Below are 19,216 nucleotides of genomic sequence, written 5' to 3' on the forward strand. Positions count from 1 at the left end.
GATTTCCCATGCCCCGCTTTGCCGCCAACCTCTCCATGATGTATCAGGAGCACGCGTTCCTCGACCGCTTTGCCGCCGCGGCAAAGGACGGCTTCGAGGGCGTGGAGTTTCTCTTCCCCTACGACTTCGACAAGGCCGAGATCCGCGCCCGCCTTGATGACGCGGGCCTCAGGCAGGCGCTGTTCAACGCCCCGCCGGGCGACTGGGCGGCCGGCGAGCGCGGCATCGCGTCACTGCCCGGACGCGAAGAGGAATTCCGGCGCGGCATTGCGACGGCGCTGGAATATGCGCAGGTGCTCGGCAACACGCGCGTGCATGTGATGGCCGGCCTGCTGCCTGCCGATGCCGACCGCGCACGTCATCACGCGACCTACGTCAGCAACGTCGCCCATGCCGCGCGCGAGGCGGCGGGGGCGGGTATCACCATCGTGCTGGAACCCATCAACACGCGCGACATGCCGGGCTTCTTCCTCACGCACCAGGCGCAGGCGCACGCCGTCTGCAAGGAGGTCGGCGCACCGAATGTGAAGGTGCAGTTCGACCTGTACCACGCGCAGATCATGGAGGGCGATCTGTCGGTCAAGCTCAAGCAGTACGTGGGCGCAGGCGCTGTCGGCCACGTGCAGATTGCAGGCGTGCCCGATCGCCATGAGCCGGACGAGGGCGAACTCAACTATCCGCACCTGTTTGCATTGATGGATGCGCTGGGCTATGACGGCTGGGTCGGCTGTGAATACCGTCCGCGCGCTGGCACCACCGAGGGGCTCGGGTGGCTCAAGCGTTGGCGCGAGAGCCAGCGCTGATGTGCGTTGCGCTGAAGCGAAACGGCCGGCACTGCGTGGGCAGTCCGGCCGTTTTTTCGTTGGGGCTTCGTCGTCAGGCCGACATTCGCACCGCTGCAGGGCGGATCGGGGCCCGCGCGAACGGGCTTTCGACCACCGGGCCGGCCTTGCGCGTCGCGGCCTCGAGCTGCATGCCGATCGTGTCGGCTGCGTGTGCAGCGCTCGCGCCGCCGGCACCCACCACGAGGCGATAGCCACCGCCGCGCACCGTCTGGATCAGGCCGTCGCAGGCCGTGCCCGCCAGCGCGACGCGCAGCTTGCGGACGTGCACGTCAACCGTGCGCTCGCCCACGAACACGTGGTTGCCCCATACGCGATCCAGCAGTTGCGTGCGCGAATGCACGCGCTGCGGATGCGCTACCAGGAAGTGCAGCAGGCGGAATTCCAGCGGGCTGAGCGGGATGGCGCGCGGGCCGGTGTCGGTCTGCGCGGTCACGCCGAGCGTGAGCGGATCCAGACGCAGGCCGTTGACCTGCAGGACGTCGTCGCCGTGTTGTTGCGGTGCGCGGCGGCGTACGACCGCGCGGATGCGGGCATGCAACTCACCGGTATCGCACGGCTTGACGACGTAGTCGTCGGCGCCGGCATCGAGCGCGGCGATCTTGGCGCGCGCATCGCCATGGCGTGACAGCACGATGACCGGCAGCCCGCGCGTCTGCGTGTTCGCGCGCAACGCCAGCAGCATGTCGATCGATTCGCGCTCCGGCCACGTCCACTCCATCAGCAGCAACTCCGGCGCCGTCTGCTGGATGGCCCCCTGAGCCTGTGCGGGGTGGCTGACCCGCACAACCTCGTGTCCACCGTCGCGCAGGGAAAACGACAAACGGTCCCCCTCTGCCTGGTCCTGTTCGACCAGCATGATCTGAATACCCACGTGTATTACCTCCCGTCTAACCAGCCGACACATTCCGGCGAGCGGCCTTGCGGCCGCGCTCTGCTGTCTGCGGTGCGCGTTGTTATGAGTGCCATGCGGGCCTTGCGCCTGTGCTCGCATGTCGTTCTTGCGGACGCTGTTGCCGAATCGTCGTGCTGCGTTCCCGTCGACGATCGCCAGCGGAGCCTCCTGGGTGGTTCCAGGGTGGTCATGGGCAAGGTGTGCAAACCTTCGGCGGCCCGCCTTCGCCCGTCAGACGTGCAATCGTTTGCACTGTCTGTGGCCGTTTGCGTGCAACCTGGACCGGCGCCCCCCCGAGCGCCGGGAGGATGGGAACCCCACCCTCGTTTGGCAATTAGGCTTGTCCGCCTTTCCCGTTTCCTCGTTGTCATGAATCGCCTATCGGGCTCAGCGAGAAGCGATTCTGTTTTGCCGGATTATAAGAATCCCGTCGGCTTCGTGGTCCTTCGTCATTTCGTGTGGAACACAACACTCACAATGACTCCTGGTCGTCGAGCCCGGTGGGCATGTGTGCAGGCCGCTGGTCGGCCTGTGCACATGTCCACCGGGCGGGTTTGAGCAGGAGGATGAGTCCATGGGCATTGCCGTAGAAGCTCTGTTCACCAGCGCGCTGGGCTTGCAGCCGCCGTGGGTCGTCGATGACGTCAGGCTCGACACCGCCAAGCGGCGTATCGACTTCGAGATCGGCTGCCACACCAGCAGGATCGCCTGCCCGGCATGCGGTGCGGCCACGCAACCGGTGCACGACCGGCTGCGCCGATCCTGGCGGCACCTGGACTTCTTCCAGTTCGAGGCCTGGCTGCACTGCGACGTGCCGCGCGTGGCCTGCGGTGCCTGCGGCAAGACCACGCAGGTGGCCGTGCCCTGGGCGCGTCCGGGCTCGGGCTTCACCGCGGCGTTCGAAGCGCTGGCGCTGACCTTGTGCCTGGACCTGCCGGTGCGCCAGGCCGCCGAGTTGCTGCGCTGCAAGGACAAGCGGCTGTGGCGGCGCATCGAGTTCTACGTCGAGCAGGCGCGTGCGCTGGAAGACTTCTCCGGCGTGCGCACGGTGGGCATCGACGAGACCAGCCTGCGGCGCGGGCAGCACTACATCACCGTCGTGCACGACCTGGATCGCAAGCGGCTGCTGTTCGCCACCGAGGGGCGCGAGCACCGCACGGTGGTGGAGTTCGCCGAGGATCTGAAGGCCCATGGCGGCGATCCCGCCCAGGTGCGGCACGTGTGCATGGACATGAGCGCGGCCTACGCCAAGGGCGTGGCGCTGGCGCTGCCCGAGGCGCAGATCAGCTACGACCGCTTTCACGTCGTCTCGATGGCCATCGAGGCGATGGACCAGGTGCGCCGCGCGGAGATGGCCACCGACGCGCAGGCGGTGCGAGCCGCGCTGGGCACTGGCCAGCGTAAGACGCTCAGGCAGCTGCTGTGGGGCATGCGGCGCAACCCCAGCAGCTGGAGCGCCCGCCAGATCCAGGCGATGCACTGGCTGCAGCGCTCGACGCTCAAAAGCGCGCGGGCGTGGCGGCTGAAGATGGCGCTGCGCGAGGTGTACGCGCGGGCCACAGCGCACAACAGCATCGAACAGGCCGCATCCGACCTCAGGGCCTGGCTGAGCTGGGCGCGGCGCTGTCGGCTCGAGCCGTTCAAGAAGCTGGCCGCCACGCTCAAGGAGCGGTTCGACGCGGTGGTGCGCGGCATGGTCGATCACCGCAGCAACGCCTTCGTCGAGGCGATGAACGGGCTGCTGCAGCAGGCCAAGCGCGCCGCGCGCGGCTTCAGGACGAGCCAGAACTTCATCGCCATCGCCTACCTGCGCATGTCCAAGCTCAAGCACCTGCCGGCCAGCCCGTTCGCGCCGGCGATGCCCCAGTGACAGTGTTGCTTTCCACACGAAACGACATGGAGCCGCATTCGTCACGCGGGAATTTTAAAATTCGGAAATTCGTTCCGGCACGCCGCCGCGCAGCGGAATGGTTGACATCGGTTCTTCACAAAGCTATGCCAGGCAACGATCTTGGCGGTGCGTGATCCGGTTCCCGCATAAACACGCGCCTATTATGCTGAGCCTGGCATAATGCTCGGTCTCATGTGCCGGGCGGTATTTTTTACAATCCGCTTCTGTTTTCAGAAAAATCAATTGGCCCGTTTTGCGGTGAGGGGTAATTCAGGCGATTTAAATCTTTTGGATTACTGCCCGTTGTTTGGGCAATGATGGTCGCCCGAGCCCAAAAATAAAAAGCCCGCGCGAGGCGGGCTTCTTCATGCCGATGAGGCTGGATCAGCCTTCGAGGCGGTCCTCCAGGCGGCTCTTGGCGGCGGGCAGGGCCTGGGGCAGTCCGTGCGCCAGTTGCGCAAACAGCTCCTCGTGCAGCGCCAGCTCCTCCTTCCATGCAGCGGCGTCCAGCGAGATCACCTTCGCGAACTGCTCGGCCGTGAAGTCCAAACCGTCCCAGCGCAGCTCTTCGTAACGCGGCGACACGCCGAAAACGTGCTCCTCGCCCTGCACCTGACCCTCGATGCGGTCGATCATCCACTTCAGCACGCGCATGTTCTCGCCGAAGCCCGGCCACACGAACTTGCCGTTTTCGTCCTTGCGGAACCAGTTCACGCAGAAGATCTTCGGCAGCGTGGCGCCGCTCTGGGCGAGCTGTTCGCCGAGCTTGAGCCAGTGCGCAAAGTAGTCGGCCATGTTGTAGCCGCAGAACGGCAGCATGGCGAACGGGTCGCGGCGCACCACGCCCTGCTGGCCGGCAGCCGCCGCGGTGGTTTCCGATCCCATCGTCGCGGCCATGTACACGCCTTCGGTCCAGTCGCGCGCTTCGGTCACGAGCGGCACGGTGGTCGAACGGCGGCCGCCGAAGATGAACGCATCAATAGGTACGCCGGCCGGGTTGTCCCATTCCGGATCGATCGACGGGCACTGCGCGGCCGGTGCCGTGAAGCGCGCGTTCGGGTGCGCGGCTTTGCGGCCGGTCTCCTTGGCGATCTCGGGCGTCCAGTCCTGGCCCTGCCAGTCGATCAGGTGCGCGGGCGGCGTGTCGGTCATGCCTTCCCACCAGACGTCGCCGTCGTCCGTCAGCGCGACGTTGGTGAAGATGACGTTTTCCTTGAGCGTGGCCATCGCGTTGAAGTTGGTCTTCTCGCTCGTGCCGGGGGCCACGCCAAAGTAGCCGGCTTCCGGGTTGATGGCGTACAGGCGCGTCTGGCCGTCCGCGTCCTTGCGGGGCTTGATCCAGGCGATGTCGTCGCCGATGGTCGTGACCTTCCAGCCGTTGAAGCCGGCCGGCGGAATCAGCATCGCAAAGTTGGTCTTGCCGCAGGCCGACGGGAAGGCGGCGGCGACGTGGTACGTCCTGCCCTCGGGCGAGGTCACGCCCAGGATCAGCATGTGCTCGGCCAGCCAGCCCTGGTCGCGGCCCATCGTGGAAGCAATGCGCAGCGCGAAGCACTTCTTGCCGAGCAGCGCGTTGCCGCCGTAGCCCGAGCCGAACGACCAGATTTCGCGCGATTCAGGGAAGTGCACGATGTACTTGGTCGGGTTGCACGGCCACGGCACATCCTTCTCGCCGGCCGCGAGCGGCTTGCCGACGGTGTGCACGCACGGCACGAACTCGCCGTCGGTGCCCAGCACGTCGTACACGGCGCGGCCCATGCGCGTCATGATGCGCATGTTGACCGCCACGTACGGGCTGTCCGACAGTTCCACGCCAATGTGCGCGATCGGCGAGCCAAGCGGGCCCATCGAGAACGGCACCACATACAGCGTGCGGCCGCGCATGCAGCCGTCAAACAGGCCGTTGAGCGTCTGGCGCATCTCGGCCGGGGCGATCCAGTTGTTGGTGGGGCCGGCGTCTTCCTTCTTCTCCGAGCAGATGAAGGTGCGGTCTTCCACGCGCGCCACATCCGACGGATCCGACAGGGCCAGGTACGAGTTCTTGCGCTTGGCCGGGTTGAGCCGCTTCATCGTGCCCGCGGCGACCATCTCCGCGCACAGGCGGTCGTATTCCTCCTGCGAACCGTCGCACCACACGATGCGCTCGGGCTGGGTGAGCGCGGCAATTTCGCCCACCCACGCGATCAGGCGCGGGTGCTTGACGTAATCGGGCACGTTCAGTGCGGGAACGCCCTGCATCACGGGTTGATTCATGACCAAAACTCCAATGGAAGTGAAAAAGAAATCGGCGGCAGGTCAGCACGGAGGCCGCGCCCAGCGGCGGGGGGGAAAGCGATCGACGGCGCATCGTGAACAGGCCGGATCAGCGGTTTCCAGGGGGAGCGGCGACGCAGGCGGAGGGAGGATGTCCGTGCTGATTTCACATTCAGTTACAAAGCGGTGCGCGGCCGGAATACGGGTTTTTCCGGGCAGCGGGGGCCGCGTGCGCTAAAGTGGCGGGACATTAAGAATAAGGACTCGTCACCAGCGTGGCTGCGCAAGTTGCGTGCCCGCGGCGGGCATTTCCGAACGTCGCCACGGATTGCCGTGCGACGGGGGATGGGAAGAATACCACCGCGAGGGATCGCTGTTTTTTGCTGCGCACCATTGTCCGAAGTGAGATGTCGATGAAGATTGCCGTACTGGACGACTACCAAGACGCCGTTCGCAAGCTGGATTGCTTCAGCCTGCTGCAAGACCACGAAGTCAAAGTGTTCAACAACACCGTCAAGGGTGTGGGCCAGCTGGCCGCACGCGTGGCGGATGTCGAAGCCATCGTGCTGATCCGGGAGCGCACGCGCGTCACGCGCCAGCTGCTCGATCGCCTGCCCAAGCTCAAGATCATCAGCCAGACCGGCCGCGTGTCGCGCGATGCGGGCGGCCATATCGATCTGGACGCCTGCACCGACAAGGGCGTCGTCGTGCTGGAGGGCAAGGGCTCGCCGGTGGCGCCGGCCGAGCTGACGTGGGCGCTGGTCATGGCCGCGCAGCGCCGCATTCCGCAGTACGTGGCGAGCCTGAAGCATGGCGCGTGGCAGCAGTCGGGGCTGAAATCCACGACGATGCCGCCCAACTTCGGCATCGGCCGCGTGCTCAAGGGCCAGACGCTCGGCATTTTCGGCTACGGCAAGATCGGCCAGCTCGTGGCCGGCTATGGCCGCGCATTCGGAATGAAGGTGCTGGTGTGGGGCCGCGAGGGCTCGCAGGAGCGCGCGCGTGCCGATGGCTTTGACGTGGCCGAATCGAAGGAAGCGCTGTTCGAGCGGTCCGACGTGCTGTCCGTGCACCTGCGCCTGAACGACGAGACGCGCGGCATCGTCACGGTGGCCGACCTCACGCGGATGAAGCCGACCGCCCTCTTCGTCAACACGAGCCGCGCCGAGCTGGTGGAGGAAAACGGCCTGGTGACGTCGCTGAACCGAGGCCGCCCCGGCATGGCAGCCATCGACGTCTTCGAGACGGAGCCCATCCTCCAGGGCCACACGCTGCTGCGCATGGAGAACTGCATCTGCACGCCGCACATCGGCTACGTGGAGCGCGACAGCTACGAGATGTACTTCCGCGTCGCCTTCCAGAACATCCTCGATGTGCTGCAGGGCAATGTCGACAGCGTGGTCAACCCAACGGCGCTGGCGCCTGCGCTGATTCGCGCGTAACGCCAGCCTCGGCCGGTCAGGCCGCGGCGCGCAGCGGCGGCTGGATGGCGCCCGCGCCCTCAAAGCGGAAGCTGTCCATCGCCAGCGAGCCGTACGTCACCGTATCGACGACATGCCGTGCCTGCACGCCGCCGGGCGTGGCCTGCCCCGGCTGGCCCATGGCGGCGCCCAGTGCCACGTAGAACGGCATCAGGTGCTCGTCGGTCGGGTGGGCGTGCGCCGCGTGCGGAGCCTGCGCGCGGTAGTCGCACAGGGTAGCGAAGTCGCCCGTGCGCAGCCCTTCGGTCATCGCTTCGAGCATCCATTCGCGGAACGCCACGACCCATGGCTCGACGGCCATGCCGTGCTGGGCCGTGCCGGGACCGCGCATCAGCGCACGCAGGTTGTGCGTGAAACTGCCCGACCCGACGATCAGCACACCCTCGTCGCGCAACGGCGCAAGGGTGCGCCCCATCGCCATCTGGCAGGCCGGCGACAGGCCCGGCATCAGCGACACCTGCACCACCGGGATCTGCGCCTCGGGCAGCATCAGCATCAGCGGAATCCATGCGCCGTGGTCGAGCGGCTGGCGCGGGTCGAGCACCGTGGAGGCCTGTTCTTCGAGCCCGGGGACGATATTGCCGTCGATCAGCGCACGGATGCGCTCGGCCACGTCGGGCGCGCCGGCGGGCGCATATTCGAGGGCATACAGCTGCGGCGGGAAGCCGCCAAAGTCGTGCCACGCCTCCTGCTGCGCGCGGGCCGTGACCGCCGGACGGCGCGTCATCCAGTGCGGCGAAATCACCGCGATGGCACGGGGCGCGAGCGCCGCCATGTCCTGCCCGAGTGTCGCCAGCGCCTTGCCGACCGGGCCCGGATCGACCGCCAGCATGGGCGACCCATGAGAAAGGTAGAGCACGGGAAGCATGTCAAATTTCCTGAAAGATAGGCTTGCCATTCTGCGCCCGTGTCGAGCCCGCAGCATGCACGGTTTTGCAGAGAGCCATCAGGAAAATTGAACGAGTGTGCGACCCTCGGGGCTCCATCACCCCGCCACCAGCGCCTCGGCGACGCTCGGGTGCAATCCGACGGTCGTGCGCAGGTGCTTGAGCCGCACGCCCATACGCACCGCCACGGCCAGGGTCTGGATGAGGTCGGGCGCCGCGTTGTCGACGATGTGCGCACCGAGCACGCGTCCGCTGCGCGCGTTGCAGACGAGTTTGATCAGCGATTCCCGGCCCGTGCCGGCAAAGCGCTGCTCCAGCGGCACAAAGCGGCGCACCACCACGTCGATGCGGTCGGCTGTGGTGCGCTTGTCGGTCTCGGGCCAGCGCGCGCGGGCTTCGGCTTCGGTCAGGCCCACGCTGGCGATGGCCGGATCACAGAACACGGCCATCGGCACCATGCTCATGTCGGGCAACTTGACGCCCTTGCCAAAGAGCCGCTCGGCCACGTAGCGGCCTTGCGCCGCCGCCACCGGCGCCAGCTGCAGCGGGCTGCCGCTGCAGAGGTCGCCCACCGCATGCACGCCGCGTGCGCGCGTGCGGAAGTGGCGGTCCACCGCAATGCGCGCACGCGCATCCAGCGTGACGCCTGCGGCTTCCACGCCCAGGCCGGCCGTATTCGGGGTGCGGCCGACGGCACTGAGCACGTGCTGGGCGCGCAGTAGGCGCGAGACCCCGTTGCCTGCCGGGTTCACGTGGACGACCACGCCCTCGCCGTTGACGGCGTCGCGTTCGATGCGGGCGATGTCGGCGCCCGCGATCAGCTCGACGCCGCTCGCAGCGAGCGCGCGGGCTGCGGCGTCAGACAATGCGTCGTCGAATTCGGGCAGCACGCGCGCATCGCGCGCCAGCAATGTCACGCGCACGCCAAAGCCCGCCAGCGTGGACGCGAGCTCCACGGCAATGGCGCTGCCGCCGACCACGATCAGTGACGCGGGCAGCGCGTCCCACCCGAGTACGTCGTCGGAGGTGCACGCCAGCTCGGCGCCGGGCGCGGACAGCGGCATGGGATGGGCGCCGGCGGCCAGCACGATCTGCCGCGCGCGCAGCGTGGTCTTGCCTGCGTCGGTCTGCACGCGCACGATGCCTCGGCCGCGCAATGACGCCATGCCGCGCATCCATTGGACGCCGGCATCGGCGAGCTCGGCGAGGTGGGCATCGCGCTGTCGTGCGACTTCGCCGCGGGCCCGTGCGATGGTGTCTGCCCAGGCGTGGGCGGCGGGGTTCGCGCCGGAGCACCGTGCCATCGCCGCGCCATATCGGAGCAGCATCTTGGGAATGCAGCCCCGATTGCCGGAGGTGCCGCCCGCGTGCGCGCGGTCGATGAGCAACGTGCGCGCACCGAGTTGTGCAGATCGATGCGCCGCAGCCAGCCCCGCCGGGCCGGCGCCGATCACGATCAGGTCAAACGCATGTGCGGGGTTGGCGGGCATGGCAGGTCCGTCCAGGAGGCAACGGCCGGGCGGCCCGGATGGCACGCCGGCGGGCGCGCCGGCGCTGCGCAGCGGCTATGCCGCGACGGCTGTGGCGAACCCGCGAGGAAGTTCGCGCAGGAACGTTTCGCCGTCATGACGGCCGAGCGCGTAGGCGTCGCGCATGGCCTCGGGGCGGGTGTAGTCCCAACTGGAGATCGGCACCTTGCGCGAGGGCTGCACGTAGAAGCGGCGCTGCACGCCGCCGGCCACGGGCACATCCATGCGGAAATACGTGGGCCGCGGGTACAGGCGCGTGACCAGCACCAGCGCATCGCCGGGCGAGGGGTCGAGCGCGTGCACCGGCACGTTGTCGACCATGCCGCCGTCCAGCACCGGCCGCCCCGCGCGTCGCAGCACTGGCGTGAACGGCGGCGTGGAGGCGGACTGCAGCAGCAGGTCGGCCAGCTCTTCGGGCGTGGCGCAATCCTGTGCGCGCACGATCTCCGCCGTGAAGCCGAGGCGCTTGCCGAGCGTCGGGTGCAGCGTCTTGCGGACGTGCTTTTCGATGTTGTACGCGATCAGCCCAGCCGCCACCGCCGTGCGCGCACCCATCCAGCGCGGAATGTGCGCGACGCCGATGCGGATTTCGGGTGCCTGCGCAAGCCGCCCCAAGCGGCCCTCACCGAACACCGTCAGCAGGGCCGCGCGGTACATGCCGTAATGCGGGAACACCCGTTCGCCGCGCAGCAGGTTGCCCCAGTGGGCGTTGCGGGTGTTGTGGCGCAGCGCCTCGCCGTAGTAGTCCATCAGCTCGGCGGAATTCCACGCATGCAGCATGCACGCCGTCGATGCGCCCGCCGAGATGCCGGCAATCACACGCGGCGCCAGGCCGAGCTCCGGTTGCACGACATCCCACCAGCCGGCCTGCCACCAGCAGCGGTTGCCGCCGCCGGCAAACACCATCTGGTCGAACGCGGGCGCGCTCATGCCGAGGCCTCGGCCCGACTGGCAGCCGGTTGCGACCGGCGAAGCGCGGGCGAGTATTTCAGGGTGTCGATGCACGCATCGAGCAGGCGCTCGCGCTTGCTGGCGAGGCTGGACGCATCGGGATAGAAGAGATAGTCGCCCATGATGCCGTTGAATGCCGCATGGAAATGCGCGACGGCCAGCGGGATGTCGAGGTCGGCCGGCAACTGGCCGCGCCGCGTGGCCTGCTCGATGATGCTGCTCAGGCGCGCCATGCCTTCTTCATAGGATTCCTGCTGACGCTTGAGGATCGGGCTCGTGTCTTCGACGAACTCGCACTTGTTGAACATGATCTCGAACACCTTGCGCCAATGCGCGTCTTCGACGAGTTGGCGCAGCAGGAAATTGCCGACGTTGCGCAACTCACCGAGCGGGTCGTCGGCTTCCACACCGGGCGGCGAGCACATCGTTTCCATCGGAAGCTTCACGCGCTCGCACATGGCGGAGAACACGTCGGTCTTGTTGCGGAAGTGCCAATAGATGGCGCCGCGCGTCACCCCCGCCGCCTGCGCGATATCCGATAACGATGTGCGCGCCACACCGCGCGCGTAGAACACGTCTTCCGCCGCGTCGAGGATGCGGTTGCGTGTTTCCAGGGCTTCTTCCTTGGTTCGTCTGACCATGATGTTCCAGAGGAACGCCGGCCCAGCGTGCCGTCGTTCTTTCGATTGGCTTTTGTGCGTCGCACAAATCCGGGCAACGCAGCATTGCGCTTTGCACAACGCGGCAGACGCTCCGCTCGCCGACAATGCTTGTCGCAGCGCGGCATGCGCCGCACGTTCGGCACGCCGCCCTGCTTGCTACGCACTCCGGAAACGTGTCAACGGAGTCCGTACTGATCGCAGGCCGACTTACATACATACGCGAACGTATCTATAATAGCGCGCACTCCGTCGCTTGCCCATGGTCGTTTGCGCCACTTCGTGGTGTGGCTCGCGGTCCGGCGCTGGCTCTGTTCGCCGGCGCCGGGCGCGGAGACCGACTGCCGATCGCTCCCGCTTCTCGCATTCTGGCCCCGGTTGTTGCGAGCTCGTCGCACAGGCCATATCGCATGCAGCCAGATACGGCTAGCATCGGACGTTTTCGTTTTCTGTTTTTTTGTTTCGCTGACGGTTTGCCGGCGTCGCACTCGTTTGCGCGCTGTCCGGTATGCGATCCGCCGGCATTCCGCTTATCGCCACATGGGGTCATCTATGACGAACACCCGCCGTTATCACCAACTCGCCGCCGCCGCATTCGTGGTGGTGGCGCTTGCAGCCTGCGGCAACAAGCAGGCACAAGGGCCGGGCGGCGCCGGCATGCCTCCGACCGAAGTCGGCGTTGTGACCGTGCAGCCGCATGCCGTTGGCCTGACCAGCGAATTGCCGGGCCGCCTGGAAGCCACGCGCGTGGCGCAGGTGCGTGCGCGGGTCGCTGGCATCGTGCTCAAGCGCATGTATGCCGAAGGCAGCGACGTGAAGGCCGGCCAGCAGCTGTTCCAGATCGATCCGGCGCCGTACCGTGCGTCGCTCGACAGCGCCAAGGCGCAACTGGCACGCTCGGAGGCCACGCAATCGCAGGCGCAGATCAAGGCCGAGCGCTACAAGCCGCTGGTCGCCACCAACGCCATCAGCAAGCAGGATTACGACGACGCCGTCGCCGCGGCCAAGCAGGCCACCGCCGACGTGGCGGCCGCGCGTGCCGCCGTGGAAACCGCCAAGCTGAACCTCGGCTATGCCAGCGTGACGTCGCCGATCTCCGGGCGCGCCGGCCTGGCGCAGGTCACCGAAGGTGCGCTGGTCGGCCAGGGCGAGGCCACGCTGCTGGCGACCGTGCAGCAGATCGACCCCATCTATCTGACCTTCACGCAATCGAGCACCGAGGTGATGCGCCTGCAGGAAGCCCTCAAGGCCGGCAGGCTGGCCAAGGCGGGCGGCGATGCGGCTAAGGTCACCCTCGTGACCGAAGACGGCCGCGCCTATGCGCAGCCGGGCAAGCTGTACTTCTCCGACCTCACGGTGGACCCGGCTACGGGCACGATCACGCTGCGCGCGATCGTTCCCAACCCCGAGCGCACGCTGTTGCCCGGCATGTACGTCCGCGCCCGCATCGAGCAGGCCGTCGACGAGCAGGCCATCACGGTGCCACAGCAGGCTGTCACGCGCAGCCCGGACGGCGCCTCCGTCATGGTCGTCGATGAGAAGGGGCAGGTCGCCGTACGCCAGGTCAAGGCGGACCGTTCGATCGGCACCGAGTGGATCGTCTCGAGCGGTCTGAAGGCCGGCGACAAGGTCATCGTCGACGGTCTGCAGAAGGTCCGTCCCGGCGCACCGGTCAAGGCCGTGCCGTGGCAGCCGGGCGCAGCACCGGGCCAACAGGGCCCGGGCAAGCCTCAGCAAGGCCAGGGCGGCGGCACGGCTCCGGCCAGCGGCGCCGCAGCCAGCGCACCCGCTGCCAGCGCACCGGCAGCCAAGCAGTAACTAAGGAGCCATCGCATGGCAAAGTTTTTCATCGATCGCCCGGTCTTTGCCTGGGTGCTCGCGCTGTTCATCATCCTTGCCGGGGCGATTTCGATCACCCAGCTGCCGATCTCGCAGTACCCGACCATTGCGCCGCCGTCCGTCATCATCACGGCAACGTATCCGGGCGCCAATGCGAAGACGCTGGACGAATCCGTCACCAGCATCATCGAGCAGGAAATGAACGGTGCGGACGGCCTGCTCTATATGGAGTCGGTCAGCCAGGGCGGTAACGGCCAGGCGCAGATCACCGTGACGTTCAAGGCCGGTACCGATCCGGCACTGGCGCAGGTGGACGTGCAGAACCGCCTGAAGCGCGTGGAAGCGCGTCTGCCTTCGCAGGTGACCCAGCAGGGTGTGCAGGTCGACAAGGCCCGCTCGAACTTCCTGCTGTTCGCCACGCTGGCATCCACCGACGGCAAGATGGATCCGGTGGCACTGGGCGACTACATCTCGCGCAACGTGCTGAACGAAATCAAGCGCGTGCCGGGCGTGGGTCAGGCGGTGCTGTTCGGTACGGAGCGCGCGATGCGCGTCTGGATCGATCCGGCCAAGCTGGTCGGCTACAAGCTGACCCCGACGGACGTCTACAACGCCATCCGTGCGCAGAACGCGCTGGTCTCCGCCGGTACGATCGGCGATCTGCCGTCCGTGGCCGACCAGCCGCTCGCGGCGACGGTCGTGGTGGAAGGCCAGCTCACGACCACCGAGCAGTTCGGCAACATCGTGCTGGTGGCCAAGCCGGACGGCTCACTCGTGCGCGTGAAGGACGTGGCGCGCCTGGAACTCGGCGGCCAGACCTATTCAACGTCTGCGCGGATCAACGGCCAACCGATCTCGGCCATTGGCGTGCAGCTTTCGCCGACCGGCAATGCGCTGGGCACCGCCAAGGCGGTGAAGGCCAAGCTCGAAGAGCTGTCGAAGTACTTCCCGCCGGGCGTGGAGTACAAGGTGCCGTACGACACTTCGAAGTTCGTGCAGATCTCGATCGAGGAAGTGGTCAAGACGCTGTTCGAGGCCATGGTGCTGGTGTTCCTGGTGATGCTGCTGTTCCTGCAGAACATCCGCTACACGCTGGTGCCGTCGATCGTGGTGCCGATCTCGCTGCTCGGCGCGTTTGCCGTCATGAACGCGATGGGCTTCTCGATCAACGTGCTGACGATGTTCGGCCTCGTGCTGGCGATCGGTATTCTCGTTGACGATGCCATCGTGGTGGTGGAAAACGTCGAGCGGATCATGGCCGAAGAAGGCCTGCCCCCCCGCGAAGCGACCCGCAAGGCCATGGGCCAGATCACGGGCGCCATCATCGGCATTACGCTGGTGCTGATGGCCGTGTTCATCCCGATGGCGTTCTTCTCGGGCTCGGTGGGCGCGATCTATCGACAGTTCTCGCTGTCGATGGTGTCGTCGATCTTCTTCTCGGCACTCATGGCGCTGACGCTCACGCCGGCACTGTGCTCGACGCTGCTCAAGCCGATCGAGAAGGGTTCGCACCACGAAAAGAAAGGCTTCTTCGGCTGGTTCAACCGCATGTTCAGCACCACCACGAGCCGCTACCAGAGCTTCGTGGAACGCATCCTGAAGAAGACCTTCCGCTACATGGTCATCTACGCGGCGCTGATCGTTGCGGTGGTGTTCCTGTTCCTGCGTCTGCCGTCTTCGTTCCTGCCGACCGAAGACCAGGGCTACATCGTGACCAACATCCAGTTGCCGCCGGGGGCATCGGCCAACCGCACGCTGGAGGTGATCAAGCAGGTCGAGAACTACTACAAGCAGGAAAAGGCGGTCGAGAACATCGTGGCCGTGCAGGGCTTCAGCTTCTCGGGCAACGGCCCGAACGCCGGTATCGTGTTCACCCCGTTCAAGGACTGGAGCGAGCGCAAGGGCAAGGATCAGACCGCTGATGCCGTAGTCGGCCGAGCCTTCGGTGCGCTGTTCGGCGGCATCCGCGACGCGATCGTCTTCCCGCTGAACCCGCCGCCGATTCCGGAACTGGGCAACGCAACGGGCTTCACGTTCCGTCTGCAGGACCGCGCGGGCCTGGGCCACGACGCGCTGATCGCCGCCCGCAATCAACTGATGGGGATGGCGGCGCAGAGCAAGATCATCACCGGCATGCGTCCGGAAGGCCTGGAAGATTCGCCGCAGTACCAGGTCGATATCGACCGCGAGAAGGCCAATGCGCTGGGCGTCTCGTTCACCGATATCAACTCCGTGCTGTCGACGGCGCTGGGTTCGGCATACGCCAACGACTTCCCGAACTACGGTCGTCAGCAGCGTGTGATCGTGCAGGCGGACAAGATCAACCGCATGCAGCCCGAAGACATCATGAACCTGTACGTGCGCAATTCGCAGGGCAACATGGTGCCGATGTCGACGTTCGCGAAGGGCCACTGGATCGTCGGCCCAGTGCAGCTCGTGCGCTACAACGGCTATCCGGCGGTTCGCCTCTCGGGTGCCGCTGCGCCGGGTGCCAGCTCGGGTGACGCCATGGCCGAGATGGAACGTCTGGCGGCCAAGCTGCCGGCGGGCATCGGCTACGAGTGGACGGGGCAGTCGCTGCAGGAAAAGGAATCCGGCTCGCAGGCGCCGGCGCTGTATGCGCTGTCGCTGCTGGCGGTGTTCCTGGTGCTGGCGGCGCTGTACGAGAGCTGGTCGATCCCGGCGGCGGTGATTCTGGTGGTGCCGCTGGGTGTGCTCGGTGCACTGCTGGGCGTGACGCTGCGCGCCATGCCTGACGACGTGTACTTCAAGGTCGGCCTGATTGCGGTGGTGGGCCTGTCCGCCAAGAACGCGATTCTGATCATCGAGTTTGCGAAGGACCTGCAGGCGCAAGGCAAGGGCCTCATCGAGGCGACGCTGGAAGCCGTGCACCTGCGGTTCCGGCCGATCATCATGACGTCGTTCGCCTTCATCCTGGGCGTGCTGCCGCTGGCGATTGCCACGGGTGCGAGCTCCGCCAGCCAGCGTGCCATCGGTACCGGCGTGATGGGCGGGATGATCACCGCGACGGTGCTGGCCGTGGTGCTGGTGCCTGTGTTCTTCGTGGTGGTCCGCCGCATCTTCAAGGGCAGCGAGCGTCAACGCCGCCTGGATGCCGCGCACCGTCCGCTGGACGAGGAAATCTGAACATGCAGAACAACATGACTTTCCGAACCCCCGCGCTGCTGCCGGCGCTCCTGCTGGCCGCCGGCATCCTGTCCGGCTGCTCGCTGGCGCCGACTTACGAGCGCCCGGATGCCCCGGTCACCGGCACGTACCCGCAGGCGCCGGCCGGCTACGCCGTGCCGGCGGACAGCGCCAAGCCGGGCGAGAACGCCCCGCGCGCGGTCGACCTGGGCTGGCGCGAGTTCTTCCCCGACGCACGGCTGCAGAAGCTGATTGGCCTGGCGCTGGAGAACAACCGCGACCTGCGCGTCGCCATGCTCAACGTCGAGGCCGCGCGTGCGCAGTACCGCCTGCAGATCGCCGACCTGCTGCCGCCGGTCAATGCGTCCGCGGTGTACACGCGCAGCCATACGCCGCCGTCGATCTCGCAAACCGGTGGCGACGTCTACACCAAGCAGTATCAGCTCGGCGTGGGCATCAGCAACTACCAGGTCAACCTGTTCAGCGTGGGCGACGTCACGCGGTCAGCGCGCGCCAGCTACCTGGCGACCGACGAAGGCCGCCGCGCCGCGCAGATCAGCCTGATCTCGCAGGTGGCCAAGGCGTACCTGAACGAGCGCGCCTATGCGGAGCAGCTCGAGCTGGCCCAGCAGACGCTGAAGGGCCGCGAAGACTACTACAGGCTCGCCAAGCAGCGCTTTGACGTTGGCGCGTCGTCGGCACTGGACCTGCGCCAGACCGAGACACTGGTCGAATCGGCCCGCGTGTCGGTGGCGCAACTCACGCGCCAGTACGCCCAGGCGACCAACGCCCTGGTGCTGCTGGTCGGTGCGCCGCTGCCGGCCGACCTGCCGGCCCCGACCACGGTGTCCTCGGAGAAGATCGTGGCGGATATTCCGCCCGGTCTGCCGTCGGAGCTGCTCGAGCAGCGCCCCGACATCCGCCAGGCCGAGCAGCAGCTGATCGCGGCCAACGCCAACATCGGCGTGGCGCGCGCGGCGTTCTTCCCGAGCATCGGGCTGACCTCGAACATCGGCACGGCCAGCACGGCGCTGCACGACCTGTTCAAGAGCGGCACGGGCCTGTGGTCGTTCGTCCCGAACCTGACGCTGCCGATCTTCAACTGGGGCACCAACGTCTTCAACCTGGACCTCACGAAGGCCAACCAGAAGATTGCGGTGGCGAACTACGAGAAGACGATCCAGACGGCCTTCCGTGAAGTGTCTGACGCCTTGGTGGCGCGCGGCACGCTTGAAGAGCAGGTGGCCGCGCAGAAGCGCTTCCGCGATGCCACCGCCGAGCGCCTGACGCTGTCGGACCAGCGCTACCGCAACGGCGTGTCGAGCTTCCTCGACGTGCTTGATGCGCAGCGCGACCTGTTCAGCGCCGACCAGACCCTGGTGCAGACGCGCCTGGCTCGCCTGACCAACGCCATCGATCTGTACACGGCGCTGGGCGGCGGCCTGCAGGAGCACAGCACGGTGACAGCGGCCCAGCAGGCCCAGCCGACGGCTGCGCCAGGTGTGTCGCCGGCCACGCCCGACATGACGCCGCAGAGCAAGTAAGCGCGCGTTCTGCCAGGCCCCCCGAGCCCGCCGTTCAGGCGGGCTTTTTCTTGTCCGCCGCGTCGCGGTCGGCGGCAGTCTCGAGAAAGCGCATCAGCGTGACTTCCTCGCGGCGCAGGCCCTTGCGCGCGCGTGCCGGTGCCAGCGTGGCGAGTTCACCCGCCGCAAACGCATCGACGATGGCGGGATGCACATAACACTTGCGACAGACCGCCGGCGTGTTGCCCAGGCGCTGCGCCACGGCGGCAATCGCCTCCACGACCTGCCGTCGCGCATCGGCGGGGCTGGCCGGTGCCCGCCCACGCAGCAGCTCCAGCGCCAGCGCACTGCCGGCCCAGGTGCGGTAGTCCTTCGCCGTGAAATCCGCGCCCGTGAGGGTTTGCAGGTACGTATTCACATCGGCGGAATCGACTGCGCGGCGCTCGCCCGCCTCGTCGATGTACTGGAAGAGTTCCTGGCCCGGCAGATCGACGCAGCGCCGGATGATGCGCGCCAGGCGGGGGTCAGACACCGATACGTCGTGCTCGACGCCGCTCTTGCCGCGAAAGTGAAACCGCACCGTGTTGCCACGCACCTCGACGTGCCGGTTGCGCAGCGTGGTGAGCCCGTACGACCGGTTCTCGCGCGCGTAGGCCGCATTGCCCACGCGCACCAGCGTCACGTCCAGCAGGTAGACCACGGTGGCGAGCATCTTCTCGCGCGACAGGCCCGGTGCCGGCAGTTGCGCGGTCACCACCTGGCGCACCCGCGGCAACGCCGCTCCGAACGCCAGCAGCCGGCCGTACTTGTCCGCATCGCGAAAGGCTCGCCAGTCGGGGTGATAGCGGTACTGCTTGCGGCCCCGGGCGTCGCGACCGGTCGCCTGCAGATGGCCGTTCGCGTGAGGGCAGATCCACACGTCGGTATAGGCCGGCGGGATCGCCAGCTTGTTGATGCGCGCGATGACGGCGGGGTCGCGGATGCGCTCGCCGCGCGTATCAAAGTAGACGAAGCGGCCGCGCTCGCGCCGCCGCGTGTAGCCGGGCCGCGTGTCGTCGACATAGCGCAGGGGCGCCGGCAGCGTTTCAGCGAAAAGGGGTGTGCAGGCGGCAGGTGCCGGCGCGAGGTCGGGGGCGCGTTCCACGATGGATGTCCGGGGGTATGCCCGCGCCCAGCAAGCGGCGTTCCTCCATGCGAGATGACGCGCGCTGACGTAGTATCCAGACCACGCCGCTGCATAAAAATGCAGCAGAAAATGGGCTTCTCTTCACATCAGGGAGTGGCTTGCGTCGGTAAACAGATTCAACTACACTGCACGC

At 67.0% G+C, this 19,216-nt stretch carries 13 protein-coding genes; 6 read left to right on the forward strand and 7 right to left on the reverse strand.

Going from position 1 to position 19,216, the window contains the following annotated elements; genetic code table 11:
* Positions 1-8 precede the first annotated feature (8 nt).
* A complete protein-coding gene (gene otnI / locus TK49_RS03485; protein ID WP_045785468.1) occupies positions 9-803 on the forward strand; it encodes a 2-oxo-tetronate isomerase in 795 nt (264 codons plus the stop codon).
* 73 nt (positions 804-876) lie between these two features.
* Here otnI and TK49_RS03490 read toward each other — a convergent pair whose 3' ends face one another.
* A complete protein-coding gene (locus TK49_RS03490) occupies positions 877-1,716 on the reverse strand; it encodes a winged helix-turn-helix domain-containing protein (protein WP_045785469.1) in 840 nt (279 codons plus the stop codon).
* A gap of 595 nt (positions 1,717-2,311) precedes the next feature.
* Between TK49_RS03490 and TK49_RS03495 the strand changes: the two genes are divergently transcribed.
* Complete coding sequence (locus TK49_RS03495; protein ID WP_045218767.1) at positions 2,312-3,607, forward strand: ISL3 family transposase; 1,296 nt, start codon at positions 2,312-2,314, stop codon at positions 3,605-3,607.
* Positions 3,608-4,012: 405 nt separating this feature from the next.
* Here TK49_RS03495 and TK49_RS03500 read toward each other — a convergent pair whose 3' ends face one another.
* Positions 4,013-5,881, reverse strand: a complete 1,869-nt coding sequence (locus TK49_RS03500; RefSeq protein WP_045785470.1) for a phosphoenolpyruvate carboxykinase (GTP) — start codon at positions 5,879-5,881, stop codon at positions 4,013-4,015.
* Positions 5,882-6,294: 413 nt separating this feature from the next.
* On the opposite strand from TK49_RS03500, the gene TK49_RS03505 reads away from it, so the two are divergent.
* Complete coding sequence (locus TK49_RS03505) at positions 6,295-7,323, forward strand: D-2-hydroxyacid dehydrogenase family protein (RefSeq protein WP_045785471.1); 1,029 nt, start codon at positions 6,295-6,297, stop codon at positions 7,321-7,323.
* A 16-nt stretch (positions 7,324-7,339) separates the two neighbouring features.
* On the opposite strand, the gene TK49_RS03510 is transcribed toward TK49_RS03505, so the two are convergent.
* The 4 genes from TK49_RS03510 to TK49_RS03525 form a co-directional block, all read right to left on the reverse strand.
* A complete protein-coding gene (locus tag TK49_RS03510) occupies positions 7,340-8,230 on the reverse strand; it encodes a DODA-type extradiol aromatic ring-opening family dioxygenase (RefSeq protein ID WP_045785472.1) in 891 nt (296 codons plus the stop codon).
* Positions 8,231-8,347: 117 nt separating this feature from the next.
* Positions 8,348-9,739: a dihydrolipoyl dehydrogenase family protein gene (locus TK49_RS03515; protein ID WP_045785473.1), complete on the reverse strand. Its 1,392-nt coding sequence runs from the start codon at positions 9,737-9,739 to the stop codon at positions 8,348-8,350.
* A gap of 75 nt (positions 9,740-9,814) precedes the next feature.
* Complete coding sequence (locus tag TK49_RS03520; protein WP_045785474.1) at positions 9,815-10,708, reverse strand: patatin-like phospholipase family protein; 894 nt, start codon at positions 10,706-10,708, stop codon at positions 9,815-9,817.
* Positions 10,705-11,370, reverse strand: coding sequence for a TetR family transcriptional regulator (locus tag TK49_RS03525; protein WP_045785475.1), 666 nt, complete (start codon positions 11,368-11,370; stop codon positions 10,705-10,707). The genes TK49_RS03520 and TK49_RS03525 overlap by 4 nt, the downstream gene beginning before the upstream one ends.
* Before the next feature lie 570 nt (positions 11,371-11,940).
* Between TK49_RS03525 and TK49_RS03530 the strand changes: the two genes are divergently transcribed.
* The 3 genes from TK49_RS03530 to TK49_RS03540 are packed head-to-tail and all read left to right on the forward strand — an operon-like array spanning position 11,941 to position 17,918.
* Entirely contained in the window at positions 11,941-13,206 is a 1,266-nt protein-coding gene (locus TK49_RS03530) for an efflux RND transporter periplasmic adaptor subunit (protein ID WP_045785476.1), read from the forward strand.
* Positions 13,207-13,221: 15 nt separating this feature from the next.
* Positions 13,222-16,374: an efflux RND transporter permease subunit gene (locus TK49_RS03535; RefSeq protein ID WP_045785477.1), complete on the forward strand. Its 3,153-nt coding sequence runs from the start codon at positions 13,222-13,224 to the stop codon at positions 16,372-16,374.
* 2 nt (positions 16,375-16,376) lie between these two features.
* Positions 16,377-17,918 (forward strand): efflux transporter outer membrane subunit, encoded by a 1,542-nt coding sequence (locus tag TK49_RS03540; RefSeq protein ID WP_045785478.1) that lies wholly within the window; start codon positions 16,377-16,379, stop codon positions 17,916-17,918.
* A 34-nt stretch (positions 17,919-17,952) separates the two neighbouring features.
* Here the strand turns inward: TK49_RS03540 and TK49_RS03545 are convergent, their stop codons facing one another.
* Positions 17,953-19,041 (reverse strand): DNA topoisomerase IB, encoded by a 1,089-nt coding sequence (locus TK49_RS03545; RefSeq protein WP_045785479.1) that lies wholly within the window; start codon positions 19,039-19,041, stop codon positions 17,953-17,955.
* Between the last annotated feature and the right edge of the window lie 175 nt (positions 19,042-19,216).

Origin of the sequence: Ralstonia mannitolilytica, from assembly GCF_000954135.1 — a bacterium.
Taxonomy (GTDB): Bacteria; Pseudomonadota; Gammaproteobacteria; order Burkholderiales; family Burkholderiaceae; genus Ralstonia; species Ralstonia mannitolilytica.